This is a genomic window from uncultured Cloacibacillus sp. (genome assembly GCF_963926575.1).
Lineage (GTDB): Bacteria > Synergistota > Synergistia > Synergistales > Synergistaceae > Caccocola > Caccocola faecigallinarum.
In genome coordinates this window covers 881,725-900,412 of sequence record NZ_CAWUXW010000003.1, presented here as the reverse complement: position 1 = coordinate 900,412, position 18,688 = coordinate 881,725, and the positions used below count along the sequence as shown (strand labels likewise).

Annotated in this window: 20 protein-coding genes and 1 tRNA gene; 20 read left to right on the top strand and 1 reads right to left on the bottom strand. The window is 62.7% G+C overall.

Going from position 1 to position 18,688, the window contains the following annotated elements; genetic code table 11:
- The first annotated feature begins 26 nt into the window (after positions 1–26).
- The 4 genes from frr (at position 27) to ABGT66_RS09430 (ending at position 3,754) form a co-directional block, all read left to right on the top strand.
- Positions 27–584 carry a ribosome recycling factor gene (gene frr / locus ABGT66_RS09445; protein ID WP_294194936.1) on the top strand — a complete coding sequence of 186 codons (558 nt, stop codon included), beginning with the start codon at positions 27–29 and terminating at the stop codon, positions 582–584.
- Positions 585–662: 78 nt separating this feature from the next.
- Positions 663–1,943, top strand: coding sequence for an HD domain-containing protein (locus ABGT66_RS09440; RefSeq protein ID WP_346690352.1), 1,281 nt, complete (start codon positions 663–665; stop codon positions 1,941–1,943).
- A 3-nt stretch (positions 1,944–1,946) separates the two neighbouring features.
- Positions 1,947–2,546: a GrpB family protein gene (locus ABGT66_RS09435; protein ID WP_346690351.1), complete on the top strand. Its 600-nt coding sequence runs from the start codon at positions 1,947–1,949 to the stop codon at positions 2,544–2,546.
- Positions 2,547–2,605: 59 nt separating this feature from the next.
- The gene (locus ABGT66_RS09430) at positions 2,606–3,754 is read left to right on the top strand and encodes an aldo/keto reductase (protein WP_346690350.1); all 1,149 of its coding nucleotides are present in this window, start codon (positions 2,606–2,608) and stop codon (positions 3,752–3,754) included.
- A gap of 136 nt (positions 3,755–3,890) precedes the next feature.
- Here ABGT66_RS09430 and ade read toward each other — a convergent pair whose 3' ends face one another.
- Positions 3,891–5,636: an adenine deaminase gene (ade, locus tag ABGT66_RS09425; protein WP_346690349.1), complete on the bottom strand. Its 1,746-nt coding sequence runs from the start codon at positions 5,634–5,636 to the stop codon at positions 3,891–3,893.
- 99 nt (positions 5,637–5,735) lie between these two features.
- Between ade and ABGT66_RS09420 the strand changes: the two genes are divergently transcribed.
- From ABGT66_RS09420 to ABGT66_RS09345, 16 genes are all read left to right on the top strand, one after another.
- Positions 5,736–6,506, top strand: a complete 771-nt coding sequence (locus tag ABGT66_RS09420) for a hypothetical protein (RefSeq protein WP_346690348.1) — start codon at positions 5,736–5,738, stop codon at positions 6,504–6,506.
- The gene (locus ABGT66_RS09415) at positions 6,496–7,413 is read left to right on the top strand and encodes a dihydroorotate dehydrogenase (RefSeq protein ID WP_346690347.1); all 918 of its coding nucleotides are present in this window, start codon (positions 6,496–6,498) and stop codon (positions 7,411–7,413) included. The genes ABGT66_RS09420 and ABGT66_RS09415 overlap by 11 nt, the downstream gene beginning before the upstream one ends.
- Positions 7,414–7,426: 13 nt before the next feature.
- Positions 7,427–8,098: a (d)CMP kinase gene (gene cmk, locus ABGT66_RS09410; protein ID WP_346690346.1), complete on the top strand. Its 672-nt coding sequence runs from the start codon at positions 7,427–7,429 to the stop codon at positions 8,096–8,098.
- The gene (gene hflX / locus ABGT66_RS09405; RefSeq protein ID WP_346690345.1) at positions 8,095–9,243 is read left to right on the top strand and encodes a GTPase HflX; all 1,149 of its coding nucleotides are present in this window, start codon (positions 8,095–8,097) and stop codon (positions 9,241–9,243) included. Before cmk ends, hflX begins: the two co-directional genes overlap by 4 nt.
- A gap of 36 nt (positions 9,244–9,279) precedes the next feature.
- Positions 9,280–10,167, top strand: a complete 888-nt coding sequence (locus ABGT66_RS09400) for a YicC/YloC family endoribonuclease (protein WP_303148665.1) — start codon at positions 9,280–9,282, stop codon at positions 10,165–10,167.
- 9 nt (positions 10,168–10,176) lie between these two features.
- Entirely contained in the window at positions 10,177–10,425 is a 249-nt protein-coding gene (locus tag ABGT66_RS09395) for a DUF370 domain-containing protein (protein ID WP_294194114.1), read from the top strand.
- 3 nt (positions 10,426–10,428) lie between these two features.
- Entirely contained in the window at positions 10,429–10,998 is a 570-nt protein-coding gene (gene gmk, locus ABGT66_RS09390; RefSeq protein ID WP_294194118.1) for a guanylate kinase, read from the top strand.
- Positions 10,995–11,219 carry a DNA-directed RNA polymerase subunit omega gene (locus ABGT66_RS09385; RefSeq protein WP_294194120.1) on the top strand — a complete coding sequence of 75 codons (225 nt, stop codon included), beginning with the start codon at positions 10,995–10,997 and terminating at the stop codon, positions 11,217–11,219. The genes gmk and ABGT66_RS09385 overlap by 4 nt, the downstream gene beginning before the upstream one ends.
- Positions 11,203–12,414 carry a bifunctional phosphopantothenoylcysteine decarboxylase/phosphopantothenate--cysteine ligase CoaBC gene (gene coaBC / locus ABGT66_RS09380; RefSeq protein ID WP_346690344.1) on the top strand — a complete coding sequence of 404 codons (1,212 nt, stop codon included), beginning with the start codon at positions 11,203–11,205 and terminating at the stop codon, positions 12,412–12,414. The genes ABGT66_RS09385 and coaBC overlap by 17 nt, the downstream gene beginning before the upstream one ends.
- Positions 12,414–14,192, top strand: a complete 1,779-nt coding sequence (locus ABGT66_RS09375) for a hypothetical protein (RefSeq protein ID WP_346690343.1) — start codon at positions 12,414–12,416, stop codon at positions 14,190–14,192. Before coaBC ends, ABGT66_RS09375 begins: the two co-directional genes overlap by 1 nt.
- Before the next feature lie 63 nt (positions 14,193–14,255).
- Entirely contained in the window at positions 14,256–14,525 is a 270-nt protein-coding gene (locus ABGT66_RS09370) for an ACT domain-containing protein (RefSeq protein ID WP_300265249.1), read from the top strand.
- A 7-nt stretch (positions 14,526–14,532) separates the two neighbouring features.
- On the top strand, positions 14,533–15,891 hold the full coding sequence (locus tag ABGT66_RS09365; protein WP_346690342.1) for a PFL family protein: 1,359 nt from the start codon (positions 14,533–14,535) through the stop codon (positions 15,889–15,891).
- A 21-nt stretch (positions 15,892–15,912) separates the two neighbouring features.
- Complete coding sequence (gene der / locus ABGT66_RS09360; protein WP_346690341.1) at positions 15,913–17,223, top strand: ribosome biogenesis GTPase Der; 1,311 nt, start codon at positions 15,913–15,915, stop codon at positions 17,221–17,223.
- Between the two features lie 122 nt (positions 17,224–17,345).
- Positions 17,346–17,627 (top strand): HU family DNA-binding protein, encoded by a 282-nt coding sequence (locus ABGT66_RS09355; RefSeq protein WP_294194134.1) that lies wholly within the window; start codon positions 17,346–17,348, stop codon positions 17,625–17,627.
- 117 nt (positions 17,628–17,744) lie between these two features.
- A tRNA-Pro gene (locus ABGT66_RS09350) sits at positions 17,745–17,822 on the top strand.
- A gap of 287 nt (positions 17,823–18,109) precedes the next feature.
- Positions 18,110–18,661 carry a YqiA/YcfP family alpha/beta fold hydrolase gene (locus ABGT66_RS09345; protein WP_346690340.1) on the top strand — a complete coding sequence of 184 codons (552 nt, stop codon included), beginning with the start codon at positions 18,110–18,112 and terminating at the stop codon, positions 18,659–18,661.
- Positions 18,662–18,688 lie beyond the last annotated feature (27 nt).

Here is an 18,688-nt window from a genome sequence, read left to right as displayed (position 1 = left end):
ATCACAAGCTGTAAGGAGTGACCCGCATGCCTCAGAAGATACTTAACGAACTTAGCACGCGCTGCGAAAAGAGCGTGGAGCACCTGAAGAGCACGATGCTCGGCGTCCGCACCGGAAGAGCGCACCCCGCGCTTGTCGAAGAGATAAAGGTCGACTACTTCGGAACGCCGACTCCGATCAAGAACATGGGCAGCGTCAACGTGCCCGAGGCACGCCAGATAGTCATTACGCCGTGGGACAAAACCGCGATGAAGGCCATAGAGAAGGCCATCCAGAGCTCGAGCCTCGGCATCACTCCGCAGAACGACGGCTCGTCGATCCGCCTCAACCTGCCCGAGCTTACGCAGCAGCGCCGCGTCGAGCTCAAGAAGATGGTCAACAAGATGGCGGAAGAGGGACGCGTGGCGGTCCGCAACATCCGCCGCGACGCGATAGAAGCTCTCAAAAAGCTCGAAAAGGACAGCAAGATAACCGAGGACGACCTCAAGAAGTTCCAGAAAGAGGCGCAGGACAAGACCGACGCCTTCATCAAGAAGATCGACGCCGCCCTTGCCGAGAAGGAAAAAGAGATAATGGACAAGTAAGCCGCAGCCTTTAGGGTACGGCGTGAACTTCATGCGTTTCGCCTCCGCGTCAGCCGCGGGGACGGAACGCAGTTTTTTATGCGGAACCGACGAACGCGCATGAACGAGAGCGAATTCTTCAAAAAAATAAGAGAGGCCGGCGGGCGCGGCTACCTTGCGGGCGGCGCGGTGCGCGACATGGTCATGGGGCGCGCGGCGCACGACAGGGACTATCTCGTATGCGGCATGCTGCCGGACGAATTCACCGCGCTATTCCCTGTGGCGCGGCGGGCCGGAAAATCCTTCCCCGTCTTTCTGCTTGAAATCGGCGGCGCTGTATGCGAGGTCGCCTTCGCGCGCATCGAGCGCAAGACCGGGCGCGGCTACAGTGGCTTCGAGGCGAGGTGCGGCAGGGATATAACGGTCGAACAGGACCTCGTCCGCCGCGACACGACGATAAACAGCATGGCGATGGACGACGAGGGGCGCATAATCGACCCTTACGGCGGAGCCGCGGACGTCGGGCGAAAAATCATCCGTGCGACATCGGCCGCGCATTTCGCCGAAGATCCGGTGCGCGCGCTGCGCGCCGCGCGTCAGGCGGCGCAGTTCGGCTTCGAGATAGAGCCCGCGACGCTCGCGCTGATGGGGCGCTGCGCCGAAGAGCTTCGCGCCGAGCCCGCGGAGCGGAAATTCGCCGAGCTTGAAAAGGCGCTCGCCTCGCGCGCGCCGTCGCGTTATTTCCGCGCGCTTCTCGCCTCGGGGTTGCTCGCGCAGGAATTCCCGCACGCCGCCGCGCTCATAGGCAAAAGCCAGCCGCCGGAGTACCACCCCGAGGGCGACGCCTTCGAGCACACGATGCTTGTGACGGACGCGGCGGCGGCGCGCGGCGCATCGCCCGAGGCGGTCTTCGCGGCCCTGCTTCACGACATCGGCAAGGGGACGACGCCGGAGGACATGCTGCCGCACCATTACGGCCACGAGGAGCGCGGCCTCGCGCTTCTTCCCGAAATCGCAGCCGCGCTCAAAATCCCGAAGCGCTGGCGCAAATGCGCGGAGTTCGTCATACGCGAGCACATGCGCGCATCGCTCGTCAAATCCCCGGCAAAGATACGCGACCTCGTGCGCGCTTTGGAAAACGGCCATATTTCGCGGCGCGACTTCGAAATCGTCGTCGCGGCGGACAACGCGGGAAAAATCCCGGACTGGCTCGCACGTTACGACGAATATCTAGCGGTTCTGAAATCCGCGGCGGCGGCCCCGATTCCGGAACGGCTGCGCGGCGCGCAGATAGGCGAGCACATCCGAAGCCGCGAGGCGCAGGCGCTCAAAGAATTCATGATGAACGGAAAAACTGATAAACGCGTAGGAGGGCGCTGAATTATGAAGCGGAACGACCCTGATTACATGCTGGTGCGCGTCGCGGACTACGACCCGAAATGGCCCGAGATGTTCGAGGCCGAGGCGGCGCTTGTGCGCGAAATCATAGGGGACAATCTGATAACGATTTTCCACATCGGCAGCACCGCAGTGCCGGGGCTGAAGGCGAAGCCGGTTATCGACATGCTGCCAGTGGTGCGCGACGTCGCCGCGCTTGACGGCCTTCTGCCAGTGGTGCGCGACGTCGCCGCGCTTGACGGCCTTACGCGCGAGTTCGCCGCCGCGGGCTACGAGGCTATGGGCGAGTTCGGCCTGCCGGGCCGCCGCTATTTCAGGAAGGGCGGCGCGAACCGCACGCACCAGCTGCACGCCTACCAATACGACGCCGTTCATGCGATAACGCGCCACGTCGCCTACCGCGACTACATGCGCGCCCACGCCGAAGCGCGCGCGGCCTACGGCGAGCTCAAGGCGTCGCTCGCCTCCTGCTTCCCGGACGACATCGGCGCATACTGCGACGGCAAGGACGAGTTCGTCAAGGAGTACGAGCGGCGCGCGCTGATATGGCACTGGCGGAAGCTCGGGGCGGAGCGGGCCGATTGACTTGGAGCGCGCTCCAAGCTGTAAAATTTTCATAAATTTATCTATGGCGGTGAAATTTTATGAAATACAGAGAACTCGGAAGGACGGGGCTGAAGGTCAGCGAGATAGGCATCGGCTGCGAAGGCTTCGTCGACCATGAAGGCAAGTACACGCAGGCGCTCTTCGACTGCGCCGCGGCGGCGGGCGTCAACTGCTTCGACCTCTATTCTCCGTCGCCCGAGGTGCGCAGCTTCGTCGGCGAGGCGCTGCGTGGGCGGCGCGATAAATTTGTGATTCAGGCGCACCTCTGCACGATGTGGAAGGACGGGCAGTATGAGCGCACGCGAAAGATAGAAGAGGTGCGCGCAAGCTTTGACGATCTGCTTGCGCGGCTCGGCACGGATTACATCGACATAGGCATGATTCACTACGTCGACTCGCTCGACGACTGGAACGGCGTCGTGGACGGCCCTGTCATGGAGTACGCGCGCGGGCTCAAAGCGGCGGGTAGGATAAAGGCTATCGGCATGAGCAGCCACAACCCCGAAACGGCGATGGCCGCGGCGAAGAGCGGAGACGTGGACGTGATAATGTTCAGCGTCAACCCATGCTACGACCTCCAGCCCGCGGGCGAGGACTGCGAACAGCTCTGGAACGGCGAGAATTACGAGAAGCCGCTCGTCAACATGGACCCGGAGCGCGAGGCGCTCTACGAATACTGTCAAAGCGCGGGCGTCGCGATTACCGTAATGAAGGCATTCGGCGGCGGAGACCTGCTCGACGGGACGCTTTCGCCGGCCGGCAAGGCGCTGACGGTGAACCAGTGCCTGCACTACGCGCTGACGCGCCCCGCGGTCGCGACGGTTTTCGCGGGCGCGCACACCGTCGAGGAGCTCGAGCGATCGCTCGCCTACGAGAGCGCGGGCGACGCCGAGCGCGACTACGCGGAGGCCTTCGCTTCGTTCCCGAAGATAAGCTGGCGCGGGCGCTGCATGTACTGCGGCCACTGCGCGCCATGCCCGAAGGGCATCGAGGTCGCCTCCGTGACGAAGTTTCTGAACCTCGCGAAGGCGCAGGGCTTCGTGCCAGAGACGGTACGCGAGCACTACGCGCTCCTCGCGCACAAGGCGGGCGAATGCGTAGAGTGCCGCGCATGCGAGAAGCGCTGCCCCTTCGGCGTCGATGTCGTCGCGAACATGCGCGAGGCGAAGAAAATTTTCGGAAATTAGTTGGGCGCACGCCCGCGCCGCAGCTTTACGGCGCGGGCGATGATTTGTGACTGCTGCGTAAAAGCGAAGAGGCCGCGTAATCGCGGCCTCTTTTCGTATGCTTTTATCCGGCGGCGGCGAGTTCCGACGCGCGGCTCTATTTCCCGTCCGGCAGCTCGGCGAGCGTCAGCGGCTGCGCGCCGCCCGCGGTGATGTCGCAGTAGCCCTGGTCGGTGAGCTTGAGCTTCGGGATTACCGAGAGCGACATAAAGCTGAGCTGCATCAGCAGCTCCGTGCCGGGGCAGCGGATGCTCTCGGCCGCGGCGCGGATGTCCGCGAGCTTTTCGAGCAGCTCGTCTGCGGAAAGCAGGCTCATGAGGCCGCCGACGGGAAGTTCGAGGCTCGCGAGAACCTTTTCGCCCTCGGCTACGACTATGCCGCCGTGCATACGCGCGAGCTCGCGCAGCGCGGTAGACATAGAGACGTCGTCCATGCCGGCGCAGGTGTAGTTGTGTGCGTCGTGCGCGACCGACGAGGCGACGGCTCCGCGTTCGAGCGGGAAGTTGTGCAGGAAGCCGAGCGCGAGGCGGCCCGTTCCGCGGTTCTTCTCGACGACGGCCATCTTCGCAAGGCGGCGCGACGGGTCGGCGCAGGCGCAGCCGTCTATGACAGCCGGTTCAAGCGTCAGCGTCTCCGTCGTGAACTGGCGCGGCACTACGCCGATGACGTTGATATATTTGTCGTCAGGGCCGAGCTTGATTTTGAGCTCGTCGGGCGTGGGCGTCCTGACCGTCTGCTTCAGCCCCGGCAACTCTGATACGGCGGCGGGGGCGAGGCTTTCGAGGATTTTTCCGCGCTCGGCGACGAGCCGCCCGCGCTTCCAGACGCGGAGCACGCGGCAGCTTTCTAGGCTGTCGACGAGGACGAGGTCTGCAATTTTGCCCGGAGCTATCGCGCCGCGGTCGTAGAGGCGGAAGTACTCCGCTGGCGTAAGAGTAGCCGTGCGCAGCGCCGCGAGCGGAGGGACGCCGCACTCTATCAGCTCGCGCACGCAGCCGTCCATGTGCCCGCGCTCTCGGATGAAGGCCGGAGTTATGTCGTCGCTGACCGCGAGGCAGCGCGCGCAGAGATTCGGCGATTCCACGAGCAGCGGCGCGAGGTCCTTCAGGTTCCGCGCCGCCGCGCCCTGACGTATCATCAGGTACATGCCGCGGCGCAGCTTTTCGCGTGCCTCGTCGATTGTGCTGCATTCGTGGTCGGAGGTGACGCCGCCGAGCAGATAGCCCGCGAGCTGCGCGCCGCCGACGCCGGGCGCGTGGCCCGTGATTACCGTTCCTTCCGCGGCTTCGAGCTTTTTCCATACTTCTTCGTCGCCGAGGTAGACGCCGGGGAAGTTCATCATCTCGCCTAGGTGCGTACAGGTTCCGTCCGCGAGCAACTCGGCTATGCCGTCCGCTTTGATTTCCTCGAACGGCGTCTCGAAGCACGAGGCCGGCACGCACGAGGGCGCGCCGTAAAATATGTCGAGCGGCAGCCCTTCGCTCTCGCGCTTAATGAAGCGCACGCCCTCCATGCCGCAGGTGTTCGCTATCTCGTGCGGGTCGGCCATCACGGTCGCCGTGCCGTGCGGCGCGGCCGCCGCGGCGAAGGAGCGCGGCGTCATCATCGTGCTCTCGACGTGCATATGCCCCTCGATGAAGCCGGGGACGAGCAGCCCGCCCGCGCAGTCTATCTCATCGGCGGCCTCGTAGCCTTCGCCGATTCCGACTATTACGCCGTCCTTGACCGCTATGTCGGCGCGCTCTATCTCCATCGTGCAGAGGTTCGCGAAGCTCGCGTTCCTGAACACGGCGTCGCACGGTTTTTCCTGCATCGCGTAGGGAAGAAGATTTTTGAAGCTCATTGCGTTACCTCCGGGGCGAAGCCCCCTCGTAAAATGGTAAAATATATGTCGAAACTTGAATATATTTTATCAGTTAATCTGTGAAAGCGGGGAGTGCTGGTGGAAGGCTGCGGTTCTCATAACGTTAACGATTACCGCGCGCGCGTGACGCAGAACGCGAAGCTCACGGAGCGCATATTCTGGATGACATTCGAGGCGCCCGAGCTCGCGCGCAGCGTGAGGGCGGGGCAGTGCCTCATGGTCTTCACGCCCGACGGCGCGAAGCTGCTCGGCCGTCCGTTCGAGGCGGCGGACGCCGACCCGGAGCGCGGGGAGATATCCGTCTGCTACATGCTTGCGGGCGAGGGAACGGAGATGCTCTCGCGCGTGAAGGTCGGGGAGGTTCTTAAAATCCGCGGCTTCGTCGGCGTGCCGTACCCCGAGGGGCACGGCGCTGTCGCGGCCGGCGGCGGAGTCGGCGCGGCGGGCTTCATACTCGCGCGCAAAACGGGCGCGGCGTCGGAGCTTTACGTCGGGATGCCGGGGCGCGGCTGCGAGGACTTCGCGGCGAAGATAAAGGAAATTTGCCCCGACGCGAAGATTTTCACCGACGACGGCAGCTTCGGCGAGGGCGACTCTATGTTCAAGGTTCTGCCGCGCGACCCCGGCGGACGCGACGTATGGTGCTGCGGCCCGATGGGCTTCCTCAAGGCGATGCAGCGCCATTACGCAGATTTCCCGGAAAATCTCTATTACAGCCTCGACAAGCGCATGGCCTGCGGCTACGGCGGATGCATGGGCTGCGTGGTGAAGACGGCGCGCGGGCTGAAGCGCGTCTGCGCCGACCAGTCGCTTTTCAGGGCGGACGAGGTGGATCTCAATGACTACTAATTTATCCGTGCGCGTAGGCGATCTGGAGCTTCCATATCCCGTAATCCCGGCCTCTGGCGTATGGCCCTACGCCAAAGATTTCTGGAGCGGCGAGAAGCTGGACGGGATAGGCGCGCTCTGCACGAAGGCGATAAGCATGGAGCCGCGCGGCGGAAACGGCGGCGTGCGTATATGGGAGACGCCCTCGGGCGTGCTCAACAGCATCGGCCTGCAAAACTGCGGCGCGCGCGAATTCGCCGAGCGCTACGCTGCGCTTGTCAAAAACTGCCCGCGCCCCGTGATTGCGAACGTCGTCATGGAACGCCCGGCGGAGACGCGCGAGACGCTTAAAGTCTTGTCCGGCGTCGAAGGCATAGCGGCGGCGGAGCTCAACATATCGTGCCCGAACGCCGACGGCGACGGCATGGCGTGGGGGATGTGCGCGGAGCAGGCCGCCGAAGCGGTGCGCGCGGCGCGCGGCGCGTGGAGCGGGCGTCTCTGGGTAAAGCTGACGCCGCAGGCGGCGGACATAGCCGCCGTCGCGCGCGCGGTCGAGGCCGAGGGCGCGGACGCGATAGTATGCGCGAACACATGGCTCGGCATGGCTATGGACATGGCGACCGGAAAGCCCGCTTTCGACCGCGTGGTCGCCGGGCTCTCTGGGCCGGCGGTATTCCCGCTCGCGCTGCGCGCCGTCTGGCAGGTCTGCGGCGCGGTGAAAATCCCCGTCGTCGGCTGCGGCGGCGTCTCGAACGCCTCCGACTGCGCGGCGATGCTGCTCGCGGGCGCTTCGGCGGTCGAGGTCGGCAGCGCATTCTTCGCCGACGTGAAGGCCGGCGCGACGATATGCGGCGGCCTGCCGGAGTTCGTAAAACGTTACGGCGCGTCGAAGCTCTCGGAGCTGACGGGACGCGCGAGAATTTCTTAAAGAGGCGGAATCATTGAGCAAAAAAATCATAGTCACGATAGACGGCCCGGCCGGGGCCGGAAAGAGCACGACGGCGAAGGCCGTCGCGGAAAAGACGGGGTTGCCATATCTCGACACGGGCGCGCTCTACCGCGCAGTCGCGTGGAAGCTCGACAAAGAGGGCGTCGCGCCCGAGGACGGGGAGAAGATAGCCGAAACGCTGAAAGATTTCAAAATCGAAGTCGCGGGCGGAAAGGTGACGGCAAACGGCGAGGACGTGACGCGGGCGATACGCACGGCGCGCGTCGACTCCATTGTATCGGCCTACGCCGCGAGGCCCGAGGTGCGGGACGCTCTGACGGGCTTTCAGCGCGCGCAGGCGGCGAACGGTCTCGTCGCCGACGGCCGCGACATGGGGACGGTCATATTTCCCGACGCGGAACTGAAAATCTTCCTCACGGCGAGCGCCGAGGAACGCGCGAGAAGACGCTGCGCCGAGCGCGAGGCGAAGGGCGAGAGCGCCGATTACGACGAAATCTTAAAACAGGTGATCGAGCGCGACCGCTACGACATGACGCGCGAGATAGCGCCGTTGCGCCCCGCGCAGGGCTGCGTCATACTCGACAGCACAGATATGAGCGCCTCCGAGGTGGTAGACGCGATAGCCTCGCTCGCGAAAGAGATAGAGGCGCAGGAGAACCGTTGAGCCGCCAGCGGCGCACCGCGCGCGACCTGCGCCCAAAGGAGCCGAAGGCGATAATAGCCGCGCTCGGCGACGGAGACGACACGCAGAGCTCTCTCGACGAGCTCGTGCTTCTGCTCAAGAACGTAAACGTCCCCGTCGCGGCGCGCGTGATACAGAAGCGCCGCGCGCCCGACCCCGCCTCCTTCATCGGGGCCGGAAAGGCGCAGGATATACGCGAATACGCCGAGCCGAACGAATGCACGCACCTCGTCGTCGACGACTTCATAACGCCGACGCAGAAGAGCAATCTGCAGAAGCTCACGGGCTTGCAGGTCTGGGACAGGGCATTCGTGATAATGAAGATCTTCGAGCAGCGCGCGAACACGGCGGAGGCGAAGCTCCAGGTAGAGCTCGCGCAGTACCGCTACGAGATTCCGAGCTTAAAGGGGCTCGGACATCAGATGTCGCGCACCGGCGGAGGCATAGGTACGCGCGGCCCGGGCGAGACGGAGTTCGAACGACACCGCCGCAAGCTCGAGCTGCGCATAAAGAGCATAACGAAGCGGCTCGACGACGTGCGCAGGCGGCGCGGCGAAAACAGGGAACGGCGCAGGCGCGGCGGCGTGCCGCTCGCGGCGCTCGTCGGCTATACGAACAGCGGGAAGTCCACGCTGCTGCGCGCGCTCTCGAAGGACGCGGGTATCCTAGCGAAGGACCAGCTCTTTTCCACGCTAGACACCGTCGTGCGCAGGATTGAGACCGGCGACGGAAAGCCGTTCCTGCTCTCCGACACCGTCGGCTTCATCAGAAAGCTGCCGCCCGAGCTCGTCGCCGCATTCCGCGCGACGCTCGAGGAGGCGGCGAACGCCGACCTGCTGCTGCTCGTGCTCGACTCGGCGGACAAAGACCCCTGCGCGACGCTCGACGTGGTGCTCGAAACGCTCGAGGGGCTCGGCGCGGGAGAGCTGCCGCGGCTCGTGATACTGAACAAAATAGACAAAAGCGGCGCGGCGGCCTACGAAACCGCCATCGAGCTGCGCGCGCGCGGCGAGCGCGTCGTCTGCGTCTGCGCGATAGACGGGCGCGGCTTTGGTGAAATGCTCTCCGAAATCGGCGAAATTTTCGCGGGCGGCGTTGCGCAAACAGGCGCGGAGGATATATTATAACAAGGTTGATAAGACCGCTTTGAAAGGTGGATCCGTATGTACGTAAGCATGACCGGCTTCAGCCGCTCCCAGATACAGACAAAGTGGGGGACCGTCGTCGTAGAGCTTTCCAGCGTCAATCACCGCTATCAGGAAATATCGGTGCGCCTCCCGAGGGAGTTCGCGGGATGGGAGCCGTGGTTCCACCAGAATTTGAGAAAAACCTTCCGCCGCGGCAAGGTGCAGCTCCGCATGGAGGTGCTCTGGGCGCAGGACTTCAAGACTGGGCGCGTCAACAGGGACGTGCTAGCCGCTTACTGCGAGGAGATGTCCGCGGCGCGCCGCGCGCTCGGCTTCGTACCCGACGTCGACGTGGAGCGCGTGGCGCTCTTCCCCGGCGTGCTCGACATGCCGAAGTTCGAGGACGAGGAGGACTCGCAGGCGACAGAGGAAGTTTTCAAAGAACTGCTCGACGAGGCCGCCGCGTCGTGGAATAAGATGCGCGCGCTCGAAGGCGGGCATCTGCGCGAAGAGGTGCTGACGCATCTCGCGGAGCTCGAGCGTCTCGTCGGCGTCATAGAGGAAAAGTGGAAGCCCGCGCGCGACGCGGCCTTCGAGGCGATGAGGACGCGCGTCACCGAAACTCTTGAAAAGCTCGGCGAAAAGCTCGAAGAGCAGCGCTATATGCAGGAGATAGTCCTGCTCACCGACAAATGGGACGTCGCGGAGGAGCTCGCGCGGCTCAAGAGCCACATCGCGAAATTCCGCTCCGCCGGAGATTCCGACGAAAGCGCGGGACGCAAGCTCGACTTCATAGTGCAGGAGATGAACCGAGAGGTCAACACGCTCGACTCGAAGGTGGCCGACGCGGAGATACGCTGGCTCGCGGTCGACGCGAAGGCCGCGCTCGAACGCATCCGCGAGCAGATACAGAATCTGGAATAGGAGCGTCGCATGGCGCAGAAACTTCTGCACGTAGGCTTCGGCAACATGGTCGTTGCGGAGCGCGTAGTTGCGCTCATCAGTCCCGATTCCGCGCCGATACGCCGCCTCAAGGACGAGGCGCGCGAGGCGGGGCTTCTAGTCGACGTCACGCAGGGGCGCAAAACGCGCTCGATTCTGATAATGGACAGCCGCCACGTCATACTCTCGGCGATACAGCCCGAGACGATAACGGCGCGCTTTGAGGAAGGAGAGCGGTAAGCGGTGAAGGGACGTCTTTATATTTTTTCCGGCCCCGCCGGAGTCGGCAAGGGAACGGTGCTTCATCTCGCGCTCGAACGGCTCTCCGGCATAAAATATTCCGTCTCGTGCACGACGCGCGCGCCGAGGCCGGGCCTCGACAAAGAGGGCGAGACCTATCATTTTATCTCGGAGGACGAATTCCGCCGCAGAATAGCCGCCGGCGACTTCCTCGAATACGCCGAGGTACACGGACACCTCTACGGCACGCGGCGCGACATCGTCGAGTCCGCGCTCGAGGCCGGGACGGACATAGTGCTCGAGATAGACGTGCAGGGCGCTTTCATAGTTAAGCAGAAGATGCCCGAGGCCGTCATGATTTTCGTGAAGCCGCCCTCTATGGAGGAGCTTCGCCGCCGCCTCGAAGGGCGCGGCAGCGAGGGACGCGAGGAGCGCGAGCTTCGCATAAAGAACGCGGAGGCCGAGATAGCCTGCGCCGGTAAATACGATTACGTTGTGGTGAACGACGACCTAGAAAGGACCGTCGATGAAGTCATAAATATTGTCAAGAAAAACAGGGAGGAACAGCAATGATATATATGGATCTTGAAAAAATCTACCGCGAAAGGGACATCCCGAACAAATACATACTGACGCTCGTCATATCGGCGCGCGCGCGGCAGCTCAGCGAGCGCCGCGACCTCAGCGGCGAGGAGAAATACATCTCGATGGCCGTCGACGACGTGACGAACGGACGCATCGCCTACCGCATAGTCGACCCGCTGCCGAAGCAGGAAAATGAGCCCGCGGCCTAAGCGGATACTCTTCGGCGTAAGCGGCGGCATCGCCGCCTATAAAGCGCCGGACGTACTTCACGGCTGGGTTAAGCTCGGCTGCGAAGTCGAGACGATACTCACCGAGGCCGCCGAGCAGTTCGTCAGCCCGCTCGCGCTCTCGACGCTCAGCAAGCGCCGCGTATGGCGCGAGCGCGACTTCCTCTCCGCCGAATACGGCTGGCAGATTCCGCACATTTCGCTGACGGACTGGGCCGACCTCTTCGTCATAGCGCCGTGCACGGCGAACGTGCTTCGCGCCGCGGCGCAGGGAGACGGCTCGACGCTGCTAGGCGCGGCTCTGCTCGCGAATACGAAGCCGCTGCTGCTCTTCCCCGCGATGAACGGAAAGATGCTCGCGAGCGGCCCCGTGCAGGAGCATATAAAAATTCTGAAAGAACGCGGCGCCGAGATAGTAGACCCGGACAGCGGGCTGCTCGCCTGCGGCTACGAAGGCAAGGGGCGCATGCCCTCCGCCGCGGTGATAAACGACTACGTCATGCGCGCGCTCTGCGACAAAAAGGATTTCGCCGGGCGGCGCGTCGCAGTGACCGCAGGCCCGACGCACGAATATATCGACCCCGTGCGCTTCATCAGCAACCCGAGCAGCGGAAAGATGGGCTACGCGATAGCCGAAGAGGCGTGGCGGCGCGGCGCTGATGTTACGCTGATAACCGGCCCGACGGCGCTGCGCCGTCCCGCGGGGATAAAAATCGTCGAGGTGACCAGCGCGGACGAGATGTTCGACGCCTGCATGGAGGCGTCGGAAAGCGCCGAAGTCATCGTGAAGGCAGCCGCCGTCGGCGACTACAGACCCGCCGAGCGCGCGGAGCAGAAGATAAAGCGCGGCGGCAAAGATACCATGACGCTCGAACTCGTCCAGAACCGCGACATAGCGGCGGAGCTCGGCAGGCGCAAGCGGCCCGGGCAGCTGCTCGTCGGCTTCGCGGCCGAGACTCAGAACGTCCTTGAAAACGCGCAGAAGAAGATGGCGGAGAAAAATCTCGACATGATCGTGTCGAACGACGTGCTCGCGCCGGGCGCGGGTTTCGCCGTAGACACCAACGCCGTCACGATAATGGCGCGCGGCGCGGAGCCCGTCCGCTTCTCCGGAACGAAAGACGAAACGGCCTCGCGCATACTCGATTTCGTCTCGGCGCTCGCCGCCGGGAAATAATGCCCTCGGTTCACGCCGTATTTCCGGCCCCTTGGTGGACACCGCTCTCCTACTCGTGGGAGACGGAGCTCGCCGAGGGGCTTCGTGTATCCGCGCCGCTTGGACGCGGCTGCAGGATTGGCGTGACGGTGGACGCTGGCGGCGGCTACGACGAGTCGAAGACGAAGCCGCTCGCCGCTGTAATCGACGAACGCCCGCCGCTGCCGCCCGAGCTCTGGAAGCTGATAAAATGGTTCGGCGCGACGTGGTTCATAGGCACGGGCTTCGCGATGAAGACTCTGCTGCCGTCGAAATTCTTTTCCAAAGAAGAGCTGCCGCAGCGCCCGGAGCGCGAAAGCGGCGGAAAATTCACAGCGGAATGCTTTTACAGTACGGATTATAAAAAACGCTGGGAGCGGTACCGCGCCGCGCTCGAAGAGGGAATGCCGGCGCTCGCGCTTTTTCCCGAAGCCGTCATGGCGCGCGCCTTCTGGGATAGCCTGCCGCCCTCCGCGCGCGACGGCGGCGCGCTGTGGCCCGAGACGCCCGTCAGGCGCTGGAAGCTCTGGAAACTCGCGCTCGCGGGCGAGCTGCGCTTCATAGTCGGGCCGCCCGGCGCGGCCTTCGTCCCGCTCGCGGGCCTCTCGACGATAACCATGGACGAGGAGAACAACGGCGGCTGGCGCTCGCAGAATCATCCCGTTTTCAACGCGCGTCCGCTACTCGGCAAACGCGCGGAATTCGCCGGAGCGCGCTTCCTGCTCGGCGGCTCTATGCCCTCGTCGAAAATTTTCCTAGGAATGAAGCCCCAATGCGAAGAGCGCGGCAACGACGCCCGTCTCGTCTTCGTGGACACGAAGGAGGCGCAGTCCGCCGAGTTCGCGTCCCTCAGCGGCAAGCTGCCGGTAAGCGTCCCGCTGCTGCGCGAGACAGCGGCAGCGCGCGCGCGCGGCGGCTGGGCGATGTGGCTGCTCGACCGCAAGGGCTACGCGGGAGAGCTCTACTGCGAGGAATGCGGCTGGACGGCGCGGTGCCCGCGCTGCGGCTCCGCCATGCGCTGGGAGGAACGGCGCGGGCGGCTGCGCTGCGTCTCGTGCGGAGAACGCGCGCCGCTGCCGGAGCGCTGCCCGAACTGCGGCGGCCTTCTGATGCGCGGCTCGCGCCCGGGCCTCGAGGCGCTCTTCGAGCGCGCGGAGGGCGCTCTGCGCGGCAGCTGCGGAAACGTCCTGCTCTTTCAGAACGACGAAGAAAAAATCCCCTCCGCCGAAGAACTCATAAAACAATATCCGCACGGCGCGCTGCTCATCGGCACGCGCAAGCTGCTCTCGCTCTGCGGCGGCCTCGCGCCATCCGTAATCGGCTGGATAGACGCCGGCGCAGAGGCGCGCTCCGAGGGCTACGACGCGCGCGCGCGCGCCTACGCTATGCTCTGGGAGTCGATGTGGCGCGGCGGCGGCGAGCGGCGCGCCGTCGTGCAAAGCCGCCGCCCCGGCGCGGGCTGGCAGGACGGGCTGTGCCGCGGCTGGGGCAGCTTCTGGACGCGCGAGCTGCTCGAACGGCGCGAGCTCGAGCTTCCGCCCTTCGTCCCGATGATAAAGATAACGGCCTCCCGCGCCGCAGCCGAAGAGATCGCCGACAAGCTCGCCGATTCCGACATGGACTTCTGGCAGTCCGACGAGGACGGCGCGCTCTGGGTGCGCACGAAACGCTTTGCGGCGCTTTCCGCGATACTCGCCCCCTATTTCGACATATCGAGGTCTGGAAAAGCCTTCCCCTCTGTATTATTATATCTAGATTGAGGGAGAGTCCCTCCGCGGCGGCGCGGCAGCGGCCGCGTCAACGAATCTGGGGGTATGGACGAAATGAAGGCTCTGGTCACAGTGCTTGGAAAAGACAAGGTCGGCATCATCGCGAGCGTATGCACCTACCTCGCCGGCAAAAACGTAAACATTCTCGAAATTTCACAGACGATAGTCAAAGGCTACTTCGACATGCTCATGATAATCGACGTCACCGAGGCGACCTGCTCTCCCGGAGAGCTCGCCGGCGGCCTCGAAGAGCTCGGCGAAGAGATAGGCCTCATGATAAGGTTCCAGCGCGAAGAAATCTTCGAAAGCATGCACAGGATATAGACGCGCCATGATTACGAGAGCAGAAGCACGGCTGACGAACGAGATGATCCTCGAGGAAAATCTCGACGTCCGCACCATAACGATGGGCATCAACCTACTCGACTGCGCCGACCCCGACGAAAAGAAATTCTGCCAGAAAATATACGACAGAATAACGAAAAGGGCGGAGAACCTCGTGCGCGTCGGCGACGAAATCTCGCTCGAGTTCGGCATCCCGATAGTCAATAAGAGAATATCCGTGACGCCGGTCGCGATAGCGGCGGCCTGCTGCGAGACGGACAACTACGTGGAGATAGCGCGCACGCTCGACCGCGCCGCGGCGGAGGTCGGCGTCAACTTCATAGGCGGATTCTCCGCGCTCGTCCAGAAGGGCACCGCGGCCTCCGACCAGAAGCTCATCAACTCCGTCCCCGAGGCGCTCGCCGTGACGGAGCGCGTCTGCTCCTCCGTCAACCTCGGCTCGAGCCGCTCCGGCATCAACATGGACGCGGTGAAGGAGATGGGCGCGGTCATAAAGGAGACGGCCTTCCTGACGAAGGACAAAGACTCGCTCGGCTGCGCGAAATTCGTCGTCTTCTGCAACGCCGTAGAGGACAACCCATTCATGGCGGGGGCTTTCCACGGCGTCGGCGAGCGCGACTGCGCGATAAACGTCGGCGTAAGCGGCCCCGGCGTCGTCAAACGCTCGCTCGAAGAGGTACACGGCGCGGACTTCGAAACACTCTGCGAAACAGTCAAAAAGACCGCCTTCCGCATAACGCGCGTCGGCCAGCTCGTCGCGCGCGAAGCGTCGGAACGCCTCGGCGTGCCGTTCGGAATCATAGACCTCTCGCTTGCGCCGACGCCCGCGATAGGCGACAGCGTCGCCGAGATACTCCAGCAGATGGGGCTCGAACAGGCGGGCGCGCCCGGCACGACCGCGGCGATAGCGATACTCAACGACAACGTCAAAAAAGGCGGCGTAATGGCCTCGTCCTACGTCGGCGGCCTCAGCGGAGCCTTCATCCCGGTCAGCGAAGACCACGGAATGATAGAGGCGGTCGAGGCGGGCGCTCTGACGCTCGACAAGCTCGAGGCGATGACCTGCGTCTGCTCCGTCGGCCTCGACATGATAGCGCTTCCGGGCGAGACCTCGGCGGAGACCATATCGGGCATAATCGCCGACGAAATGGCGATAGGCATGATAAACAACAAGACGACCGCGGTCCGCGTCATACCGGTCTACGGCAAGAGCGCCGGCGAGACCGTCACCTTCGGCGGCCTGCTCGGCTACGCGCCCGTGATGCCGGTCAACAAGTTCGACTGCTCCGCCTTCGTCAACCGCGGCGGCAGAATACCTGCGCCGATACACAGTTTCAAAAACTAAGGAAAAGAGAGCGTAAACACAATGGCGATAGCTGCGATAGTCGGCAGGCCCAACGTCGGCAAATCCTCAATATTCAACAGAATACTGGGGAAACGAGCCGCGATAGTGGACGACCAGCCCGGCGTCACGAGAGACAGGCTCTACGGCGAAACCGAGTGGGCCGGCAAAAAATTTTACATAGTGGATACGGGAGGCATCCGTTCCGAGACGGAGCACCCCTTCATGGATTTAATCGAAAAGCAGGTTGACCTCGCCGTCGACGAAAGCGGAGTGATAATCTTCGTCGTCGACGGAAAGACCGGCGTGACGCCGACCGACGCGGAGATAGCGCACAAGCTGCGCCGGAGCGGCAAGCCGGTAGTCGTAGCGATGAACAAGCTCGACAGCCAGAACCTCGAAGACGCGATGATAGGCGAGGCCTACGGCCTCGGCTTCGACGAAGTCGTCGGCGTCAGCGCCGAGCACAACACCGGCTTCAACGAGCTGATGGACATCGTCGCCTCGAAGCTCGAGGACGACGAATTCGACGAGGATTCCGACGAAATCCGCGTGACGCTCGTCGGCCGCCCGAACGTAGGCAAGTCGAGCCTGCTCAACGCATTCGCCGGAGAGGAGCGCTCGATGGTCAGCGACATAGCCGGCACGACGCGCGACGTGGTCGACTCCGTGGTCGAGCTCGGCGGCAAAAAATTCCGCTTCCTCGACACCGCGGGGCTGCGCCGCAAAAGCCGTGTGAACTCCGCGCTCGAATACTACTCCAACGTGCGCACCTACCAGGCGATAGACCGTTGCCACGTCGCGCTCGTGCTGCTCGACGCGCAGGACCTGCTCACCGAGCAGGACAAGCGGCTCGTCGGCCAGGTTCTCGAACGCGGCAAGGGGCTTATCCTCGTCGTCAACAAATGGGACCTCGCGCCGAAGGAAGAAAAGGTCGGCGACTCCGTGACGAAGAAGCTCATCGAAGAGCTCCCGCTCGCCGCGCACGCGCCGCGCGTATTCATCTCGGCGCTCTCGGGCCGCAGCCTCGGCAAGCTGCCGGAGATGATACTCAGGGTGGAGGAGAACCGCCGCCGCAGGATACCGACCTCGGAGCTTAACAGGCTAGTAAAGGAGGTCCTCGTCTTCGACCGTATGCCGGGCGACGGAAAGGGCCACAGCCTCAAGGTCTTCTACTGCACGCAGGCCGACGGAGCGCCGCCCGCCTTCGTATTCTTCGTCAACAATCCGGAGCTTTCATCGAAGAGCTTCAAGCGCCGCCTGGAAAATTTACTGCGCGAGATGGCCGATTTCTCCGGCGTCCCGATAAAAATATTCCTGCGCAGCAAAAGTTGACGAAAAATCGCTGACAGAGCCGATTTTTTTGATGTCAAGGTCTTGACGGGGGCGGCTTTTATCTGTATAAATGCTATGTACTGCGTTAAGGCGGTTCAAATTTGAATGGAGGTGGCATTGCGGTGACAAAGACAGACCTCATCAACATCGTAGCCAAAGAGGTAGAGGGCGTCACTAAGAAAAAGGCGACCGAAGTTGTGGAAGCCATATTCTGCAATATACACGAGGCGCTTCAGAAGGACGAGAAAGTCCAGATCGTAGGATTTGGCACGTTCGAGGTTCAGAAGAGGGCGGCGCGTCAGGGACGCAATCCTCAGGACCCGCAGAAAGTCATAGAAATTCCGGCGAAGAACGTTCCCGTCTTCCGCGCGGGCAAAGCTTTAAAGGAAGCCGTAAACAAGTAGACCGCTTTTTTCCTCTTTCGTTAAGAGCTTAGAATAAATTCCTCCGCTTGGCGCGGAGGAATTTTATTTTACCCCTTGACCAAAGCCCGATGTAGCTGTATTATATCTGCCGTTGTACGGGATGTAGCGCAGTCTGGCTAGCGTACCTGCATGGGGTGCAGGTGGTCGGAGGTTCGAATCCTCTCATCCCGACCAGGAAATTCAAGCCCGGCTATGAAGCCGGGCTTTTTTCGTATCCTTCCACTACACGCTGTGCATCCGACGGCGCGCCTTTTCCTGCCCAATTTGATTTTTCCCGTCGCGGCGCATATTCCTGACGGCCCGCACATGCTATAATATTGAAAAAATTTCGGCGTTTATATTTTATGAGCGTCTTCCGTTCTCGCCGGCGCCGTCGCTGAGGCCCCGGCGGGCTGTGGAATTGCAGCTTCGAAAATAAATTACCTGAGCCAAAGATAATTGGCCGGAAGGAGTGCTGATAAATGATAGTAAATATTCACGGTTTTGAAAGCAGCGGAGAAAACAGCAAATATAAATGGCTGAAAGAGAATTACCAGTGCGAGATATATTCCCCGACCTTCGACTACAGAAACACGAACCCGCGCATCGTGCTCAAAACTCTGCGCGATAAGATAAACGCGGTGCAGCGCGCCGATGCGTCGGAGCCTGTCTGCATAGTAGGCTCGAGCCTCGGCGGTTTCTTCGCGAACATACTCAGCGTAATTTTCCCGAACGCGCGCACGGTCATGCTGAATCCGAGCCTTCTCCCGTTCTTAACGCTCGGCAAGAAGCACGACCTGCCGGTCTGGATACGCAAGGAGTACGCCTCGCTCGTCGCGGAGTACGTCTACGAGCATCCGAGCTACGACAACGTCATGGTCCTGCTCTCCGATGAGGACGAGGAGATAAACCACGAGGTGCTGACGCTTCCGATGCTTCCGAAGAGCTTCAGAAACGTCCACACGGTCCACGCGACGCACCGCATGGAGATAAGCGAAGAGATAGGAGACATGATTAAGAAATTCCTCTGCTGACGAAAAGTTTCTGAAATGTGTTGCTTT